The organism is Rahnella sp. BIGb0603, assembly GCF_024808755.1.
GTDB classification, from domain to species: Bacteria; Pseudomonadota; Gammaproteobacteria; order Enterobacterales; family Enterobacteriaceae; genus Rahnella; species Rahnella contaminans.
The window spans coordinates 411030-427989 of record NZ_JANUEX010000002.1 but is presented as its reverse complement, the minus strand read 5'-3'; the positions used below and the strand labels follow the sequence as shown (position 1 = coordinate 427989).

At 51.2% G+C, this 16960-nt stretch carries 16 protein-coding genes and 1 pseudogene; 4 read left to right on the top strand and 13 right to left on the bottom strand.

The window, feature by feature from the left end; all coding sequences use genetic code 11:
* Positions 1 to 96 precede the first annotated feature (96 nt).
* The gene (locus M2403_RS06990; RefSeq protein WP_259228811.1) at positions 97 to 2412 is read left to right on the top strand and encodes a molybdopterin-dependent oxidoreductase; all 2316 of its coding nucleotides are present in this window, start codon (positions 97 to 99) and stop codon (positions 2410 to 2412) included.
* Between the two features lie 17 nt (positions 2413 to 2429).
* Here M2403_RS06990 and M2403_RS06985 read toward each other — a convergent pair whose 3' ends face one another.
* Positions 2430 to 3317: a LysR family transcriptional regulator gene (locus M2403_RS06985; protein WP_217153102.1), complete on the bottom strand. Its 888-nt coding sequence runs from the start codon at positions 3315 to 3317 to the stop codon at positions 2430 to 2432.
* A 104-nt stretch (positions 3318 to 3421) separates the two neighbouring features.
* Between M2403_RS06985 and M2403_RS06980 the strand changes: the two genes are divergently transcribed.
* Positions 3422 to 4057 (top strand): NADPH-dependent F420 reductase, encoded by a 636-nt coding sequence (locus M2403_RS06980; protein WP_152327171.1) that lies wholly within the window; start codon positions 3422 to 3424, stop codon positions 4055 to 4057.
* An 82-nt stretch (positions 4058 to 4139) separates the two neighbouring features.
* Here M2403_RS06980 and M2403_RS06975 read toward each other — a convergent pair whose 3' ends face one another.
* The 11 genes and pseudogenes from M2403_RS06975 to M2403_RS06925 all read right to left on the bottom strand — a co-directional run.
* A complete protein-coding gene (locus M2403_RS06975) occupies positions 4140 to 4619 on the bottom strand; it encodes a type VI secretion system tube protein TssD (RefSeq protein ID WP_259228810.1) in 480 nt (159 codons plus the stop codon).
* 268 nt (positions 4620 to 4887) lie between these two features.
* Positions 4888 to 5541 carry a hypothetical protein gene (locus M2403_RS06970; protein WP_259228809.1) on the bottom strand — a complete coding sequence of 218 codons (654 nt, stop codon included), beginning with the start codon at positions 5539 to 5541 and terminating at the stop codon, positions 4888 to 4890.
* Positions 5542 to 6165: 624 nt separating this feature from the next.
* A complete protein-coding gene (locus M2403_RS06965; RefSeq protein WP_208952208.1) occupies positions 6166 to 6843 on the bottom strand; it encodes a DUF1989 domain-containing protein in 678 nt (225 codons plus the stop codon).
* A 15-nt stretch (positions 6844 to 6858) separates the two neighbouring features.
* On the bottom strand, positions 6859 to 7524 hold the full coding sequence (locus tag M2403_RS06960) for an amino acid ABC transporter permease (protein WP_259228808.1): 666 nt from the start codon (positions 7522 to 7524) through the stop codon (positions 6859 to 6861).
* Entirely contained in the window at positions 7524 to 8177 is a 654-nt protein-coding gene (locus tag M2403_RS06955) for an amino acid ABC transporter permease (protein WP_152327177.1), read from the bottom strand. Before M2403_RS06955 ends, M2403_RS06960 begins: the two co-directional genes overlap by 1 nt.
* Positions 8178 to 8180: 3 nt before the next feature.
* Positions 8181 to 8828, bottom strand: a complete 648-nt coding sequence (locus tag M2403_RS06950; protein ID WP_195823243.1) for an urea carboxylase-associated family protein — start codon at positions 8826 to 8828, stop codon at positions 8181 to 8183.
* Positions 8812 to 9441, bottom strand: coding sequence for a DUF1989 domain-containing protein (locus M2403_RS06945; protein WP_152327179.1), 630 nt, complete (start codon positions 9439 to 9441; stop codon positions 8812 to 8814). The genes M2403_RS06950 and M2403_RS06945 overlap by 17 nt, the downstream gene beginning before the upstream one ends.
* Positions 9442 to 9444: 3 nt before the next feature.
* Positions 9445 to 10281, bottom strand: a complete 837-nt coding sequence (locus M2403_RS06940; protein WP_152327180.1) for a transporter substrate-binding domain-containing protein — start codon at positions 10279 to 10281, stop codon at positions 9445 to 9447.
* A gap of 251 nt (positions 10282 to 10532) precedes the next feature.
* Complete coding sequence (locus M2403_RS06935) at positions 10533 to 11384, bottom strand: MurR/RpiR family transcriptional regulator (protein ID WP_165057656.1); 852 nt, start codon at positions 11382 to 11384, stop codon at positions 10533 to 10535.
* 271 nt (positions 11385 to 11655) lie between these two features.
* Positions 11656 to 12294: an NAD(P)H-dependent oxidoreductase gene (locus M2403_RS06930; protein ID WP_152327206.1), complete on the bottom strand. Its 639-nt coding sequence runs from the start codon at positions 12292 to 12294 to the stop codon at positions 11656 to 11658.
* Positions 12295 to 12526: 232 nt separating this feature from the next.
* Positions 12527 to 12793 (bottom strand): annotated as a pseudogene (locus tag M2403_RS06925) (pyridoxal-phosphate dependent enzyme); the annotation flags it as partial.
* 472 nt (positions 12794 to 13265) lie between these two features.
* Here M2403_RS06925 and M2403_RS06920 point away from each other — a divergent pair.
* Positions 13266 to 13880: a LuxR C-terminal-related transcriptional regulator gene (locus tag M2403_RS06920; RefSeq protein WP_152327182.1), complete on the top strand. Its 615-nt coding sequence runs from the start codon at positions 13266 to 13268 to the stop codon at positions 13878 to 13880.
* Positions 13881 to 13908: 28 nt separating this feature from the next.
* On the opposite strand, the gene M2403_RS06915 is transcribed toward M2403_RS06920, so the two are convergent.
* Positions 13909 to 14493: a LuxR C-terminal-related transcriptional regulator gene (locus tag M2403_RS06915; RefSeq protein WP_165057654.1), complete on the bottom strand. Its 585-nt coding sequence runs from the start codon at positions 14491 to 14493 to the stop codon at positions 13909 to 13911.
* Between the two features lie 1237 nt (positions 14494 to 15730).
* On the opposite strand from M2403_RS06915, the gene M2403_RS06910 reads away from it, so the two are divergent.
* Entirely contained in the window at positions 15731 to 16957 is a 1227-nt protein-coding gene (locus M2403_RS06910; RefSeq protein WP_259228807.1) for a TolC family outer membrane protein, read from the top strand.
* Positions 16958 to 16960: the final 3 nt, after the last annotated feature.

Below are 16960 nucleotides of genomic sequence, written 5' to 3'. Positions count from 1 at the left end.
AATAGCATTAACATCGATCGCGTAGCGAACACGTTACCGGCATGTTAATGTGAGTTTTGCCTGCCCATTTTTGCCAATAATAAAAGCCTGCTAATAATGAAAAACAATCACGATCTGGCCGTTATGCACTGGGGGACGTACCGCGTCACCACGGACGACGGTGTTTTGAAATCTGTTAAACCGGTGGAATGGGATCGCAACCCGTCTGAAATTGGCCAGTCACTGGTCGGTGGCGTTGACGGTGACAGCCGTATCCGCCGCCCTGCGGTGCGCCTCGGCTATTTACAACACGGCGCGGCCTCGCGTGAAGGACGCGGGAAAGAGCCGTTTGTGGAAGTCAGTTGGGAGACCGCGTTATCGCTTATCGCAGGCGAGCTTCAGCGGGTGAAAACTAAACACGGCAATTCCGCGTTTTATGCCGGTTCCTACGGCTGGTCGAGCGCCGGGCGTTTCCATCACGCACAAAGCCAGATGCACCGGTTTTTCAACCAGTTCGGCGGCTACACCGGCAGCACCAATACTTACAGCCTGGCCGCCGCCGAGCGTTTGCTACCGCACATTATCGGCGACCTGGATGTCCTGCAAAAACAACATACTCACTGGTCGGTTCTGGCCGGAAATTGTGAGCTTTTTGTCGCCTTTGGCGGCCTGCCGTGGCGCAATGCGCAGGTTAACGGCGGCGGTGCGAACGATCACTCCCTGAAATACTGGCTCCAGACCCTGGAGCAAACGGGTACGCGCTTTATCAACGTCAGCCCGGTGAAAAACGACCTGTCTTCGGTGAAATCCGCACAATGGCTTTCCCTCAACCCGGGCAGCGATACCGCGCTGCTGCTGGCGCTAAGCTACGTTCTGATCGACGAATCCCGCTATAACGCCGGTTTTGTTGCCAGCCATACGGTCGGATTTGACACCTATCGCGACTACCTGACCGGCGCGAAAGACGGCAAAGCCAAAACGCCGGAATGGGCAGAATCCCTGACCGGTATGAGCGCGGACAGCATCCGGGCGCTGGCGCGGGAGATGTCGGAAAAGCGCACGATGATCAACATCGCGTGGTCATTGCAGCGGGCAAGGCAGGGCGAACAGACCTTCTGGGCGACGGTGGCGCTGGCGTCACTGCTCGGGCAAATCGGTACGCCGGGCGGCGGGCTGGGTTTTGCCTATGCCTCGACCAATCTCGCCGGTTCTGACCGCCGCACTTTCTCCGGCCCGCGTTTGCCAATGGGCAAAAATCTGGTAAGCGAGCATATTCCGGTCGCACGGCTTTCGGACATGCTGCTCAATCCGGGGGCGGAATATCAGTTTGACGGCAAAAATTGCCGGTACCCGGATATCCGCGTGGTGTACTGGGCGGGCGGTAACGCATTTCACCATCATCAGGATATCAACCGGCTGATCAACGCCTGGCGTAAACCGGACACCGTCGTGGTTCACGAACAGTACTGGACCGCACAGGCGAAATTCGCTGATATCGTGTTGCCGGTGACGACATCGCTTGAACGTGAAGACATCGGCAGCGCCAGCAATGACGGCTTTATGATTGCCATGCGTCAGCATATTCCGCCGTTTGCAGAGGCAAAAAGTGACTACGAGATTTTCGCCGAACTGGCCGCAAAAATGGGCTTTGGCGAGGAATTCAGCGAAGGGCGCGACCCGGCGCAATGGCTGCGCCATATCTATGAAATTTCACGTCCGCGCGCCGAAGCTGACGGCATCGAACTGCCTGACTTTGAAGATTTCTGGCAGCAGGGAAAAATGGAATATGCACGGCCGGACACGCCGCAGATCTTCCTGAAAGCGTTCCGTGATGATCCGCAAGGCGCGCAACTCGCCACGCCTTCGGGCAAAATCGAACTGTTTTCGCAGACCGTCGCCGACTTTGATTACGAAGAATGTCCCGGTTTTCCATTCTGGTTTGAACAGGATGCGCAGGAACAGCAGGCATTCAGCGCCCGCTGGCCGCTGCATCTGCTTTCCAGCCAGCCACGTACGCGTCTGCACAGCCAGTACGATCACGGAGCCGTCAGCCGCGGTACCAAAGTGCAGGATCGCGAACCGTTGTGGTTACACCCGCAGGACGCCGCTGCGCGCGGTATCACAGAAGGCAGCATCGTGCGCGTCTTTAACGATCGCGGGGCGATTTTAGCGGGGGTGCATATCACGGAAGATTTACGCCCCGGCGTGGTGCAGATGTCCACGGGAGCCTGGTATGACCCGCAGGATCCAACGCAGCCGGATTCCATCGATAAGCACGGCAATCCGAACGTACTGACGGAAGATCGCGGGAGTTCGCGCCTCGGTCAGGGGTGTACCGCGCAAAGTTGCTGGATTGAAATTGAACGCTGGGATGCGCCACTGCCGGATGTGACGGCGTTTAAGCCTCCGGTTTTTGTCGCTGCCGACGCGTAAAATGATGACAGTGCGATTCAGCCAAACGCCTCTTTGATCGCATTAGTAAAGCAGCGAATTTTCACAGTTTGCCGCAGCCCGGCCGGTGTCAGAACATGCATCGGCCGGGAAGGGCCGGTGTAATCCGGCAAAATCTGCACCAGCCGTCCTTGCGTAATTTCCTCATTGAGCACATCTTCCGGCCCCAGCGTCACGCCGTAACCTTTCACCGCCGCATGCAGCAAGGCCCGCCAGTCATTGGCGCGTAAACGTCCGGCAGGGTGGACTTCATGTGTTTTCCCGTCCTTGCTGAAAATCCAGCGACACGGATCCTGCGGCGGCCAGATCCCGTAAACCAGACACGAATGCTGCGCCAGGCTGGCAGGCGTATCCGGCACACCGTTCTGCGCCAGATAGCCCGGCGAAGCGCAGGCAATCAGCCGGTAAGGCCGCAGCGGGCTGGCAATCATCGGGCCGTCGGTGAGCTCGCCAATGCGCAAAATCACCTCATAACCGTCCTCGACCGGATCGACCATCCGGTCGGTCAGCGTCAGCTCAACCTGCGTTTCCGGGAATTTATCCAGATATTGCGTAATAAAAGGCGCGAGCGCCGAAGAGCCGAACGTAACCGGCGCATTCACGCGGATAACGCCGGAAGGCGTAGCTTTCATGTCCAGCGCAATCGCATCGGCGGCTTCCGCCTCGGCCAGCACCCGTTTGCAGCGTTCATAATAGCTTCGCCCAATATCGGTGAGATGCTGACGGCGCGTGGTCCGGTTGATCAGTACGGTGCCCAGCCGCGTTTCGAGCCGGGCAATATGTTTCGCCACCATCTGCGGAGAGATCCGCAATGCTTCGGCGGCGGCGGCAAAGGAGCCCAGTTCGGACGTCCTGACGAACACATTCATGCTGGTTAACCGGTCCATGATTCACTCCTTTTTGTTGTTTGTTTATGTCGATGATGGCGATTTATCAACGCTGAGTATCGAATTATTCTTTATCTTTCTGCAACGAAATGAAAGGTGAAATCATGAAAATAGGCATTATTGGCGCAGGATTTGTCGGCCGCGCAGTCGCCAAACTGGCACTTAAAGCGGGGCATCAGGTGATGCTGAGTAATTCACGCGGGCCGCAGACACTGTTCAGCCTGAAACCTATGATTGGTTGTGAAATCGGAACTGCTACGGAAGCCGCAATTTTCGGTGACATCGTAGTGATCGCCGTGCCGCTGACTGCCATCGGGCAATTACCTGCCGCCGGACTCACCGGGAAGCAGGTTATCGATGCCGTAAATTACTACCCGGATCGCGACGGTCAGGTGCCCGTGCTGGATAATCACACGACCACCACCAGCGAATATCTCGCCGGTTTCCTGCCGGGTGCGACCATCACCAAAGCGTTCAACTCGATTCGGATGACCGATCTTGAAAACGAAGGCTTACCGGCCAGCGACCCGCAACGCCGCGCACTCCCGCTGGCCGGTGACAACGCGGAAACGAAAAAGCTGGTGGCCGGTTTATACGATGCTTTTGGTTTCGACGCCGTCGACGCCGGTTCGCTCTCCGAAGGCTGGCGCTTCGAACGCGGCACGCCGACGTATTGTGTGCTGATGTCGAAAGAAGAACTGAAGGTTGGGCTGGAAGGGACGAGGAGGGACGTGCAGTAATACAGATATCAACGCCCGGATGGATGGCCGGGCTTTGATTATCTGAGTGATGTAGCCATATCTTTTTGGGATATCTTTTTGTCTATGCGGTTGTCTGTCCATTCCAGGAATCTTTGTGTATTATATTACCGTTACAATGTTTCCATATAATTGATTCATAGCGTAATTGGATGTTTTCTAAATGTGTTCCTGTCATTCCACCGGGAAACAGATTCGGAGTAATTGCTGTTACTTTTATATTTTCCAAAATAATATTGAAGTATTCGCTTTCTATCCCGGCATCCATGATTTGATACATTTTAAGAATTGCTGATTTGAGTGTTAACCCATTCGTTAAGGCCCGGTAAAGAAAAGGAGTTACTCTGTCAAATTCCTTTTGTAGTGTAATCGGTTCATGAACTCGGGTGCCTGTTAATCTTCCTGTGTGCGCATCCACAGGAATATGCATATTATGACTCAGCGACTTTATTTCAATTGAGCCAATTCTCCCTGTCACTAACGACTCTCCGACAATTGGAGAATCATTTTCGTCATTTAACCAAAGATAAACTGGATTTGACATGCGAGAACCTTTTTAAGTGAATTGTGATGTTTTTCAATTTTTCCCGAAAAACCTATCAATGATATTATATAATCCGTATAGAAAGGCTAGCCAAAGAGCCATACCAATAAACTTCACAGCCCATGGTTCTAGCTTCATCATGCACAGTAGCGAACCTACTATTACCAACAGGGGATATAAAAATTCCAGAGCGTAGTAAACTAAAAACGCCAAAATTTTTCTGAATGTGTTAAGCAGGAATTTCGCAGTTTTGAAAAATGGCTGATTATTATGCATCCAGTTTTATCCTCAATTTTTCCATTATTTTTCTGAATGCAGGAGCTCCCTGTGTAACGCGAACTTGTATCGCATCAACGAAGGGTTGTGTAGAGGCTTCGAATAGGAAATAAAGAAGATCGTAATTTCTTAGCCTTAGCATTTTGTATACGTCAGGGCTCTGTTGCTCCAATCTTTCTGACGTTCTTATCGAACGTTCCATCATGCCGCCGATGAGCAGAACACCAGTCAGCGCGGCTATGGGTCTTGATTTAAAAGTAGCGGTTATAAAAGAAACTCGCTCTAAAACGGCGGCGGCTGTAATCGATATTATTGTATTGGTTCCCATCCTCCCAATGATTGACGCGATGACATTACGATACACTTTATCTTGCTCTGATTCAGAAAGATATTTATTGAACGAATTAAATATCATGCTTACAGCATTGATTATGTTTTCATAATTCAGAATGTCATTTTTAATGGCATCAGCCATTCTTATTCTGGTTGTTTCGTGTCTGTAGTGGGAATCTGTATCAAAAACCCCATACACCAGATACCCGAAATCGAGAGGAACAGTAAGTGCACCATGCACTAATCCCGTTATAGTTTCAGGAGATAAAATAATTTCCGCTATCCGCTCTGCTATATCATCAGTATCTGTCATATTAACCCTTTAAACAGTAAGTTATCACATATTTTTCTAAATTTCCTATCGCTATTCTTTAGCATTTTCTAATGCCCGCTAATATACTCTCGTGGCCTGCGTGGGTATAATGCAAAGAATCTATACGTCATGGATGATGTATAGATTTGAAAAATTATTTGTTCTTCTTAATTATGTGAGTATATATAAGGGGCTGCGCAGTGTCTGAATACAATTTTATTTGCGAGGAGTCAGCTCCCCTGAATCTTTATTTAATGGGTTTGCAAATAAATCGTCCTCTCCCCCTGTGCAGGGGAAGTAAATATACATTAATTAAATTGTATTCCAAAAAAATAACTGGCAAAAATCTCAAACACTCCCTCCGAATTACATAGCCACTCGCCGCTTTCAAAAATCACGCTGAAAGGAGGGGTGGACAAACGCGACTCTTTTCGCGCGGTTTGAAACCCGGGTGAAGGGACCGCGCAGCGGCAGGATTTTGCGGCAATAGCAGAAATTGCTGAAACATGGTCAGCGAGCGGTAGCGCGCAGTTAAAAGCGAGGGTGTCCAGAGGGCGCGCGCTAACGCGCCCTTTGGGTCAGTTTGGGCGGCAACTCAGATTGTTGCCCTTAACGTTTGTTGCCTCAGACCCCCTCCGGTACCCACGCTCCCTGCAATTTCACCTGCGGGAATCCCGCTGTCAGAATTCGCAGTTCGGCGTCACGCGGCGTGTTATCGCCTTGCCCCTGAATGCTGACGATATCCTGCGGGCAGGCGGAGAAGGCGACATAGCAATCCATTTCGGCGCGAAGAATGATGTAATCGCCCGGACGCGTGACGACCGGCAGGGTTTTCAGCGTGCGGCCATCGGGCTGAACCTGAATATTCATGAAGATGTTAAACGACGCCAGATTGCCGTGCGGCAAATGTACGCCCAGCTCCGCCATGCCTTCGAACAGATTGTCGTGGCAGTTGCGGTGCGGTTCGGTGCAGCCGAGCAGTTCATAACGGCGCGCGTCGCAGGCGGCCATAAACGTGTCGTGGACGCCCGGTGACGTGTCGGCCACCAGCGTGAGAATAGGGTGGCGCTGGCTGGTGATAAAGCTGTCGCCGACCTGTGGATTCAGCCGCTGATTCCACACCCGCGTGGCTTCCATACACATATATTCGCCGACATCCGCCGCGTTATACGCCCAGCAATCGACCACCTGCGTCCCGTGTAAATTCACCACCTGCACCGCTTCACCCTTTTTCAGATGCACCGCTTTGCCGTGGCGCGCCGGAATAAGCTGGATGTCGCGATGCTCAAGATCAGCTGACATGTTTTTTTCTCCTGGTTAATGTTGCATGCCGCGACGATAGCGCGTCATGCGAAATTCAATATGGCGCGCCAGCCAGTCAATCAGGCTGTTCAGCACCCAGTAACACAGCGCCACCGTGAGATAAATCTCCAGCGGCGCGTAGGTATCAGAAATCGCCTGTTTGGCGGCGTACATAAATTCCTGTACCGAAACAATCGAAAGCAGCGCCGAATCTTTAATCAGACCGATCATCAGCCCGACCAGCGGCGACAACATCTGCGGCAGCGTCTGAGGCAAAACCACATCGCGCAACTGCTCGGTGCGGCTTAGCCCCAGAACGCGGCAGGCTTCCCACTGGCCGCGCGGCAACGCCTCAACCGCGGAGCGGATCACCTGAGCGATATACGGCGCGTAATACAATGTCAGCGCCAGTACGCCGACCTGCGGCGAAGTGAATGTGATGTCATATTCCGGCAACACGAAATAGAGCAGATAGATGACAATCAGCAGCGGTAACGCCAGCGTCAGGCTGGTGTAAATACGCAGGATCCGCTGCCAGAACGGCGGGGCGCGCATTAACGCGGTCGCCATCAGCGTGCCCCAAAGCAATGAACAAAATGCCGCAATGGCGCAAAGTTTGAGGGTGGCCGCCATGCCGTCGGCCAGCGACGGCAGTGAGCTGAGAATCGCCTGCCAGTCCATTACGCAACCCTCCGTTTCGCTTCCAGATGGCGCACTGCGCTGATCAGCGGCAGCGCAATCAGCAGATATCCCGCGGATACCAGCAGTAAAACTTGTGTCGCGTCATAGGTTCGCGCAATCACAATTTGCCCGGCGTAGGTCAGTTCAGTGAGCGCGACTACCGACGCCAGCGGGGTGGTTTTGAGCAAAATGGTGAACTCGTTGACCAGCATCGGCAGGCTGGCGCGCAGGATTTGCGGGTTAATCACAAACCACCACGTTAGCCACCGGCTCAGCCCCAGCGTGCGGGCGGCTTCGCGCTGGCCTTTAGTGACCAGACTCTGGTTCACACGCAGGATCTCCGCGACGTAAGCGCCGCTGTTCATCCCGATCGCCAGCACGGCGGCGAGCATCGGATGCCCGCCAAGCCCCAGCCGCGGCAGGGTAAAAAACACCACAAAAAGCTGCACGATGGCGGGCGTGCCGCGCATCAGGCTGACATACAGCCGTCCGAACGCGCGCCACGGCCATGCACGGCGAAGCTGGAGAAAACAGACAATCTGCCCCAGAACGATACTGAGCAGTGCCGCGAGAACGGTCAGGATCACCGTCATCAGCAGGCCATGCCCTAACTCGGGAAGTGCGGCGATGACCTGTTCACTCAGCCCCAACATGCGTTACTCCCCGCCGAATGCGGACAGATTTTCCGCTACCGAAAGCCGCAGCGGCGCCGGTTTGTCATTGCCTTCGATGCCGGTACAGCAGGCCGACGCGATAAACAGCGTATCCGCCACCACGCGGCAGGTGATGCTGTCGCCCGGCTGCGTGCGGTTGGTTTCCGGCAGAATTTCGCCTTCGCGCGTCAGGCGGACGTGCATAAACAGATTGATCGGATCCGGCAGTTTCGGCACGTCCATGTTCAGCCGCGCAAGTTCGCCCTGTACGGCTTCAATGCAGCCTTCACCTTCATAACCCTGTTGTGCCAGCCATGCGCGGGTCGATCCCGGCAGCAGCAGATCGTGACGCTTCACGCTGTCTTTCCCCAGCACCATCACCGGACGGCGGCGGTTGTTCACCAGCCGCATCCCTGAACCGAGCAGATAGCTGTTGCTGAATACGCGGGTATGATGCACGGAAAGCCACACAGCAGGATCGGTCAGGCTGAAACCAAACAGCGACGCCACGGCGCCTTCGCCCAGCGCAGTGATGCGCAGCAACTGACCGCGCAGCACGCGGATGGAACCCGCTTCTCCGGCTTTAATTTCGACAGGCGCGGCGAGCGGACGCACGTCGCTTTCGGCCCAGGCCTCACGCATTAACAGCATGCTGACTCTCCCCGTGGTAATGATTGCTGACCTGAATATCAATCGGCGTGACCTGCAAACCGTTGCCGGGAATGATGTCCTGCGGGCAGGAAGACACGGCGCAAATCAGGTCGCACAACGCTTCAAACACAATGCAGTCGCCCGCTTTACTGGTCGGATCGGTGACTTCCATCCGGCCATCGGCGGTCACCGGCCCGTTCTGGAACAGATTGAACGGCTCCGGCAGGCTGAAATACGTTACACCGTGCGCCTTCATACCTTCGAGCAGGTTATCGACGCAGTTGCGGTGGCCTTCCACGCCGAAATCGACGCTAAACCGCGTGCGGTCGCAGGCCGGAACATTGGCATCGTGAATGCCAATGGTGTCAGCCACAATGCGCAGCATCGGGCGGTTTTCACTCGACCACAACGCGTCGCCGGGTTTGAAGAACAGCGAGCGCAAATGCTGGCGCGTATGCACCGGTGAAAGCTTCTCGCGGAGATCGTCCGCATTGACCGCCACAAAGTCGGCGGCCTGTTGCCCTCCGGTGTCTATGACGGTAATAAACTGGCCTTTTTTCACCTCAAAGGTTTTGCCGTGACCGGCAGGCACCGTCAGTGTTGATTGGCACATAACTTACTCCTGAGGGATGAAATCGCTGGCGGGCACGGTAAACGTGGTACCGAGATACTGTTTTTGCAGTGCCGAAAGCTCGCCATCTTTTTGCATCGCCAGAATGTGATCGCTGATGGCTTTGTTCAGGCTGACATCGTCTTTACGCGTGGCCCACGCCATCCACTGCGACGGCCCGGCTTCGCCGACCTGCACGACTTTATTCGGGTATTTTTTGACAATTGGCGCGAGTACCGAGATATCGTCATAAACGAAATCGGCACGTCTGGTCATCAGCGTGCTGACGGTCTGATCGAGCGTATCAACGCTGATAATCGTGATGGGTTTTTTGCCTTCTTTGGTCAGCGTTTCGTTAAAGCCTTTCAGCAACTGCTCCGGCACGCTGGCGCTTTTTACCGCGCCGCTCAGCCCGGAGAGATCTTCAGGCGTCAGCTTTTTGCTGCTGAATTTTTTCGCTTCGCTTTCACGCACCAGCACGCCGTTGACGGTTTTGCTGTAAGGCGTGGTGAAAAGCACTTTTTTCGCGCGCTCGGCGGTCACATTCAGGGAAGAACCTTCGGCATTGAATGACCCTGAAATCAGGCCGGGCAAAATGCCGCTAAATGCCGTTTTCTGAAACTCCAGTTTCACGCCGAGGTCTTTGGCGAACGATTCCATGATCGCCACGCTGTAACCGGTGATTTCGCCTTTATCGTTGGTGAATTCATAAGGTGGGAATGTCGGGTCGATGCCAACGGTGATTTTTCCGCTGCTTTTAATGTCCGACAAAGTATCAGCCTTAGCGGCTGTTGCTGCGCCGAGCGTGAGCAAAGTGGCGATCAGCAGTGCTGTTTTTTTCATTATGGTGTTTCCCTGGTGTTGGTGAAATGTCATTCCTACCAGAGCAGATTCCGTGCCAGTTTTCTGATCGATGAAACGGTAATCTCAGAAGGGAACCCCTTTTTCTCAGTGAATCAATGAGAAACAAGTGTTTCTTTGGCTGTTTATTTAATTTCTCTGGTTTCATATCAATTGAAAAAAAAGCGACGTCCGCAAACGCCGTTGCACTGATTTGGTGAGAAACTACACAACGCGTGCGCCGTAACAGCGCATTATTCCAGCTCGTCGAGACTCTGGTGCAGGGTTTCGATAGAGGCCAGATGGTAGCTACCGGTTTTCCCCATACTGCGGGCGACCAGTGAGCAAAGCAGATTACAGACGCCGGAAAGGGCGACGGTGCTGTCAAAAATCAGGTTCACATCGGTGTGGCAGCGCAATACCCAGTTGGCATGTTTCGCCGGTTTACCTGCCAGCACATCGGAGATATACAGCATCGGCACATGCATTTCGTGCAGGGCGTTCATGGCCGTTTCCAGTGCGGGCATACGCCGGCGCAGGCCCACGCAAATCACGATATCCTGCGGACCCAGCATGGCCAGATGTTCCGCCAGAGAATCCCCGGCGCGCGGCAGCAGCTGGACATCGGGATGAATATGGACGAGATCGCGGTAAATCAGCATGGCGATGGTCTGACTGTGGCGCCAGCCCATCACCACAACGCGCCGCGCGCGGGCAATCGTCTTCACGCAGGCTTCCAGTTGCTCTGTTTCCAGCGAACGGAACGTATTCACCAGACTGGAGACTTCTTTTTCCAGATGATTTTGTATCAATGTATCAAGGGGAGAAGCACTGGGCACAGCCTGAAGATACAACGGGGAGCCGCTGTTTTGCATTTCACGCGCCTGACGGCGGGCGGCATCATAACTTTCATAGCCGATATGGCGGAAAAACCGCGTCGCAGTGGCTTTGGAAACCCCCGCGCTCTGCGCCAGTTCTGTTGCCGTATTCATGGCTAACTGCCCAGGCGCTGCCAGCAAGACATCGGCCAGACGCTGTTCGTGCAAAGAGAGCTGATCCCAATGCTGGCGGATACGGCCTTCTAACGATGCCGTTTTTGCGTTCATGGATGATCCCCGGAAATAAAAATCTGATCCTGCACAGAACGTGCCGGGTTGTCATCAGGTAAATGAAAGGGGGATGTGGGTCAACGCCGGGCTGGCTTTTTAGCAGGATCGAGAAAATCCCGGTTTTCATGTGCGGTGAACGCTCAGCGGCGGGTGCCGAAACCGACCAAAGAGGGCTATGACGAGCCCTCTTTGGGATCTCCGCGTCTTTTTACAACAGGTTTTGCCGTTAAAGGCGGTTTGGGGCGCCCCCCAAAATTCTGACTAAAACTTACTTAATTTCAGTCACAAAATTCTCACGACTTCTGCGTACCTTTTTGAGGTTCACCAGCCAGTCGCCTTCATGCGCACGATAGCCGATTGGCAGGATGATCACGCTGCGCAGGTTTTTCTCTTTCAGGCCGAGGATTTCATCGACGGCGGCCGGGTCAAAACCTTCCATCGGGGTGGCGTCCACTTCTTCGAAAGCGGCGGCGATTAACGCTGCGCCCAGACCGATATAAGCCTGACGGGCAGCGGCCTGATAGTTGGCTTCGGTTCCGCGTTCCGCGACAATTCCCAGCAGCATTTTGCGATAGTTTTCCCAGCCTTCATTGACGAAACCGCGCACATCATTGGTCAGGTCGAACATCATATTTACGCGTTCTTCGGTGATGTCATCCCAGGCGGCGAATACCAGCAGGTGAGAGCTGTCCGTTACCTGCGCCTGATTCCATGCAACGGCGCGAATTTTTTCGCGAACTTCCGGGTTGGTGACGACAAACAGCTCAAACGGTTGCAGGCCGCTTGAGGTAGGCGCAAGGCGGACGGCCTCGATGATGCGTTCAAGCTTGTCAGCCGGTACGCTTTTGGTTGGGTCGAATTTTTTAGTGGCGTAGCGCCATGCCAGTCTGTCGTTTAAGGTCGTCATCATTTATTCCTGAAGGATAAGTTTGGAACCGTGGGCTTAATCGCCCGTGAAGTCATTTCCCCAAATACTTGCTGATATTCGCATTATCCGGTCCTTCGTGTTTTATGGATTTGAGCCCTGCCATAAATTCACACAAGTTGCCGCCAGTAACGCCGTTGGATCAAGGCTTTGGGATAAATGAACTGACGAAACAGCGTCCAGCGCGGGGGGCTCTTCGGTGCAGGCAAGCACCGGTTTGTTCCAGCAACTGCCGGTAGCCAAACAAACCCGCCGAGCCGCCGGTGTGGATGAACACGATATTGTGGTCGGCGCAATAGTGGCCTTTACGGATTAAATCGATAAGACCGGCCATGCCTTTGCCCGAATAAACCGGATCCAGCAAAATCCCTTCGAGCCATGCCAGTAAACGCAGGGCTTCCAGCGTACCCGCGGTCGGCAGGCCATAGCCTTCGCCCACGTAATCACTGTTTACCTGAACGGTTTCACGCAGGAATTCACCGCGCGTTTCAAACATTTCGTGCTGAAAACACCCCCTGATCCACAACTCAGATATTTCGCCGCATAAACTAGAAAATTCTTAGAATATTTGCGGCAAAAAACGCTTTGCGGTTGTTTGTGATCAATTTTGGATGAAATGTGTGGATTTATTGATCGGAAGTGAAAGCGGGAAAGTAATGTCAATCAGACAAAATTTTAAAAGCACGCAAAGATCATAAAGAATAAGACACTGCTTTATCGGGGTTATTACAGTGAATTGTTTCATTTGGTTCGTAATTGATAATCAATTAATGATGAGTTGTAATGGATTCATGGATTTTTATGATATGACCGTAAAAATCCTAACGTGACGCTTGAAATTCTCAAAATATCGACAGGAAAAATATCCCGAATTAAGATTGCGATGCATCAGGGGGCTAAGAATTTCCCCCTGAAAGGGAGATAAACGGAAAGTATTACCAACGGAATGATTAATGAAACAAACAGTGATAATTCACTCAGGTTATTATGAGCGGCTGGCAATTTCGGCAGTTCTGAATCAGCTTGATTTAAAAACACATGCTTTCAGTTCACTGGTTGAATTTTACAATTCAGGAATAGGGACGGGGATCGACAGTATTATTCTCGAGGTTCAGGATACCTCGGATGATTTCAATGCAGTCATGAAATTTATCCGGAGAATGAATTTCCTCTATATTCCTCCTCGGGTCATTGTCGTCACTAAGATTGAGCAGAATGATAAACTGGCGCAACTTTCTGATGAAAACATTGATATGCTTATATCAGAGCAGGAGGAGATCTCCGTACTCAGAAAAATGCTTATTACCGGTGCCTCTGACCTGAATTATCAGCGGGCACTGAGCCCTTATTTTCAGCAAAAGAGAGCGACATCCGCGCAGTCTTCACAAAAGTTTTTGACGGCCACAGAATGGGAAGTTCTGATGGCAATTAAAACCATGAAGACTAATGCCAATGTTGCGCAGAAATTAGGACGGAGCTGTAAGACGATTAGTACGCATAAGCGGAATGCGATGAAGAAACTGGGGCTGAAAAACTCGATTGAGTTGTACAAGTACCTGATGCAATAACCTGGCTTATGTGAAGCCAGGCTGTGGGTCAGAGGGAGTGATTAAGCACCCGGTTGAGGTAGCTGAAGAGTTCTTTAGTATTCTTCAGCTTAAGCTTTTTCATGGCGCTGTATTTATAGTAGTAAAGATTCGACATGGGAATCGACGTGATTTTCTCGATGTTTTTCATAGTCGGATCTTTTGCTAAGCACCGGAGCAAAATCGCTTCGTTTTTCGAGAGAAGATAATCCTCTACAAAAGGGCGTATCGCGTCGTACTTCCCGGTCAGCAGGCTGTCAAAGAAGAAATAACTCTTCGAGAAGGCATGCGCTTTGCATAAATGAAAATCGGCCAGGCGACTGTTTACAATCATATTATCGCTCAGAATAACAAACTTGCTGCTGACCAGACTCATAGACTTCAGATGATAAATAAACTTATCGATATTAAACTCAAAACTCACTTCACCTGGTTCAATTATATAGATGTCGTAGTTCTCATTGCTTTTGTCAAGCGCTTCCTCAGCACTGATTTGATTGAAAGTTATGCCTTTAGGTATATGGGTTAAAGTGAATAAATGCTTTAGCCCGTTATACGTGAATGTGCATGAGTCAATAAGTGCAATGCGCATCATTAATTCATTCCTTTAAATGAACCCGTTCTCCGTAAAGAAATCGCATATGTCCGATAGTTTTCCTCTGTTATTACCATCCAATATGCCTGTGATCATAATATATATTATGGTTCCTATCGTCAACGTAACTCAAAGTTATTAATTTCTTGTAATGTAATTAAATATTCTCAGATGTTTCTTATAACCTATTGAAATTTAATGTTAATTAACATTTACGGCAAGGATTTATGTTACCCGTTTAGGACTATTTTTCGTTTCTATATTTAATACTTAAATAATCCTACACTACTCCATAAAGCTGACATGGCTATACATTAATCGATAAATCTATAGAGAGTTTTGACGCATTTAAAATGCATGAATGAATATTTTTGGCAGCTCACCTTTGACTGATACTCATTTGCGCAGGGGGCTTTCATTTAAAAATGAAAACGAAAGCCGGACGGGGTGATATGACATGGATTTTGTCATGCCAATATAACGCTGTTTCATGCTGCTGTCTTTGTCTCCAAACAGGAACCCGACGATGGCTTTTTACTGGCTTTATTATTAAGACGATCTGTGAACGATAATTCCGCCAGAGCATGAAATTCGCTTAACTATTTTCATGATTATTTTTGCGCTGTTTTTTTCACCTATAGCTGAAATGATTAAGAGGAAAATTCGGGGATTTACACTCAGAATAATCTCACCCAGACAGCGTGTTTTTCGTCCCAAAAACGCAAAATAATGCAAATTCACCCGCATTTATTTGTAAGGATTCCGCAAATTTTCCTAAGAAGTGACCGATTTTTGTAATGTTAATGTCGCTGTTGTAATCAAATTGCCATCCCTCAGACCATTTTTGGTTATCAGATTTTTCCCTTATGTTAGAAAAATAACATCATGATTTTTAAGATTAATCCATACATGTCATGAATGTCTCTAATAGGAATATTCGCCCCTCATCAATGTATTTCAAACGGATTGGGTACTTTAGGACGGCTTTTTCTGTGTCAGGAACATTGCAATAATACCCCTGTAAATCAGATGGGATGTGGGTTCCGGAAACTGTGCGAAGGCTGCACCAGGATGTTTCCGGCAAGGAAAATGACAGGAGTGTCAGATGAAGAATTCAGTCAGAAAAGTCGCAGGAAACTTAAGCGTTTTAACTGTATGCCTGGCTCTGCCATTTGTAACCCATGCGGATGTTACAAAAGGGGGGACAGAATGGGCCTCAGCACCTTCCCTGAGAGGGATGGAGTCTGTGGATCTGAAAACGGCCATCCTACAGGCATTTTCCCGCAGCCCGTCGGTCACACAGCAGGCGTACCAGATGGGGATCGGCCAGGCGCAGATCCGCGAAGCGCAAAGCGCGTGGTACCCGCAGGTAGGGCTGAACGCCAATACCGGTAGCTCCACACAGCAGGATTTCTCTAACAGCCTGAACAACGCGGCCGCCTATGGCATGACGTTGTCACAGTTGATTTATGACTTTGGCAAAACCAATGCCAGCGTGAATCAGCAGAAATCCTCTGAGGAAAGCTACCGCTACAAATTGCTGGCAACCATGTCCGACGTCGCAGAGCAAACGGCCACGGCGTATCTGGACGTGTTGAAATATCAGGAACTGACGCAGGCGGTAGAAGAGAATATCCGCGCGCTTGAAGACGTCAGAAGAATGTCCTCTTTACGTGCTGACGCCGGGTTAACCACCCGTTCTGAGGTCTTGCAGGCGCAGTCGCGTATTTCAGGCATGCGCTCGACGCTGAAACAATATCAGGCGAGTTTATCCGCTGCGAAAGCACAATTGACCGCGCTCACCGGCGTTGACGCGAAGTCCTATAAGCCTTTCGCCGCCAATAAATTCAGTGCGCCGGTGATGCCAAACAATATTGATTATTCCAAAATTCCGACGGTGCTTTATGCACAGGCACAAAAAGAATCCGCTTCTTATGAAGTGAGTAAAGCGAAATCTGATTATCTGCCGACGCTGAGTTTGCAGGCAAACCGTACGCGTTATGAAACCCAGAATAATCCGTACTGGAATAATCAGATTCAGTTACACGTCAGCGCGCCGCTTTATCAGGGAGGCGCGGTATCTGCGCGTGTAAGCCAGGCCGAAGGGCGGAAAAATATCGCCGGAACGGTAGTAGACCAGGCCAAGCTCGATATTCTGCAAAAAGCGTCAGTGGCTTATGCCAATTGGGCAGGAGCCGAAGGGCAGGCGCAGGCCAGCGCCGAACAATTGCAGGATTCTGTACGCTCGCGTGATGTGTACAAAAGCGAATATAAGCTTAACCAGCGCACGTTAAATGATTTGCTGAGCGTCGAACAGGATGTATTCCAGGCGAAGTTTTCACAAATCAGTGCGAAATATGACAGCGGTTATTCGCTGGTAAATTATGCCACCGCCGTCAATGATTTATTACCGCAGTTGGGTATTAATCAGGGCGCGAAGCAATCTTTACCAGACTTGAAATGATTT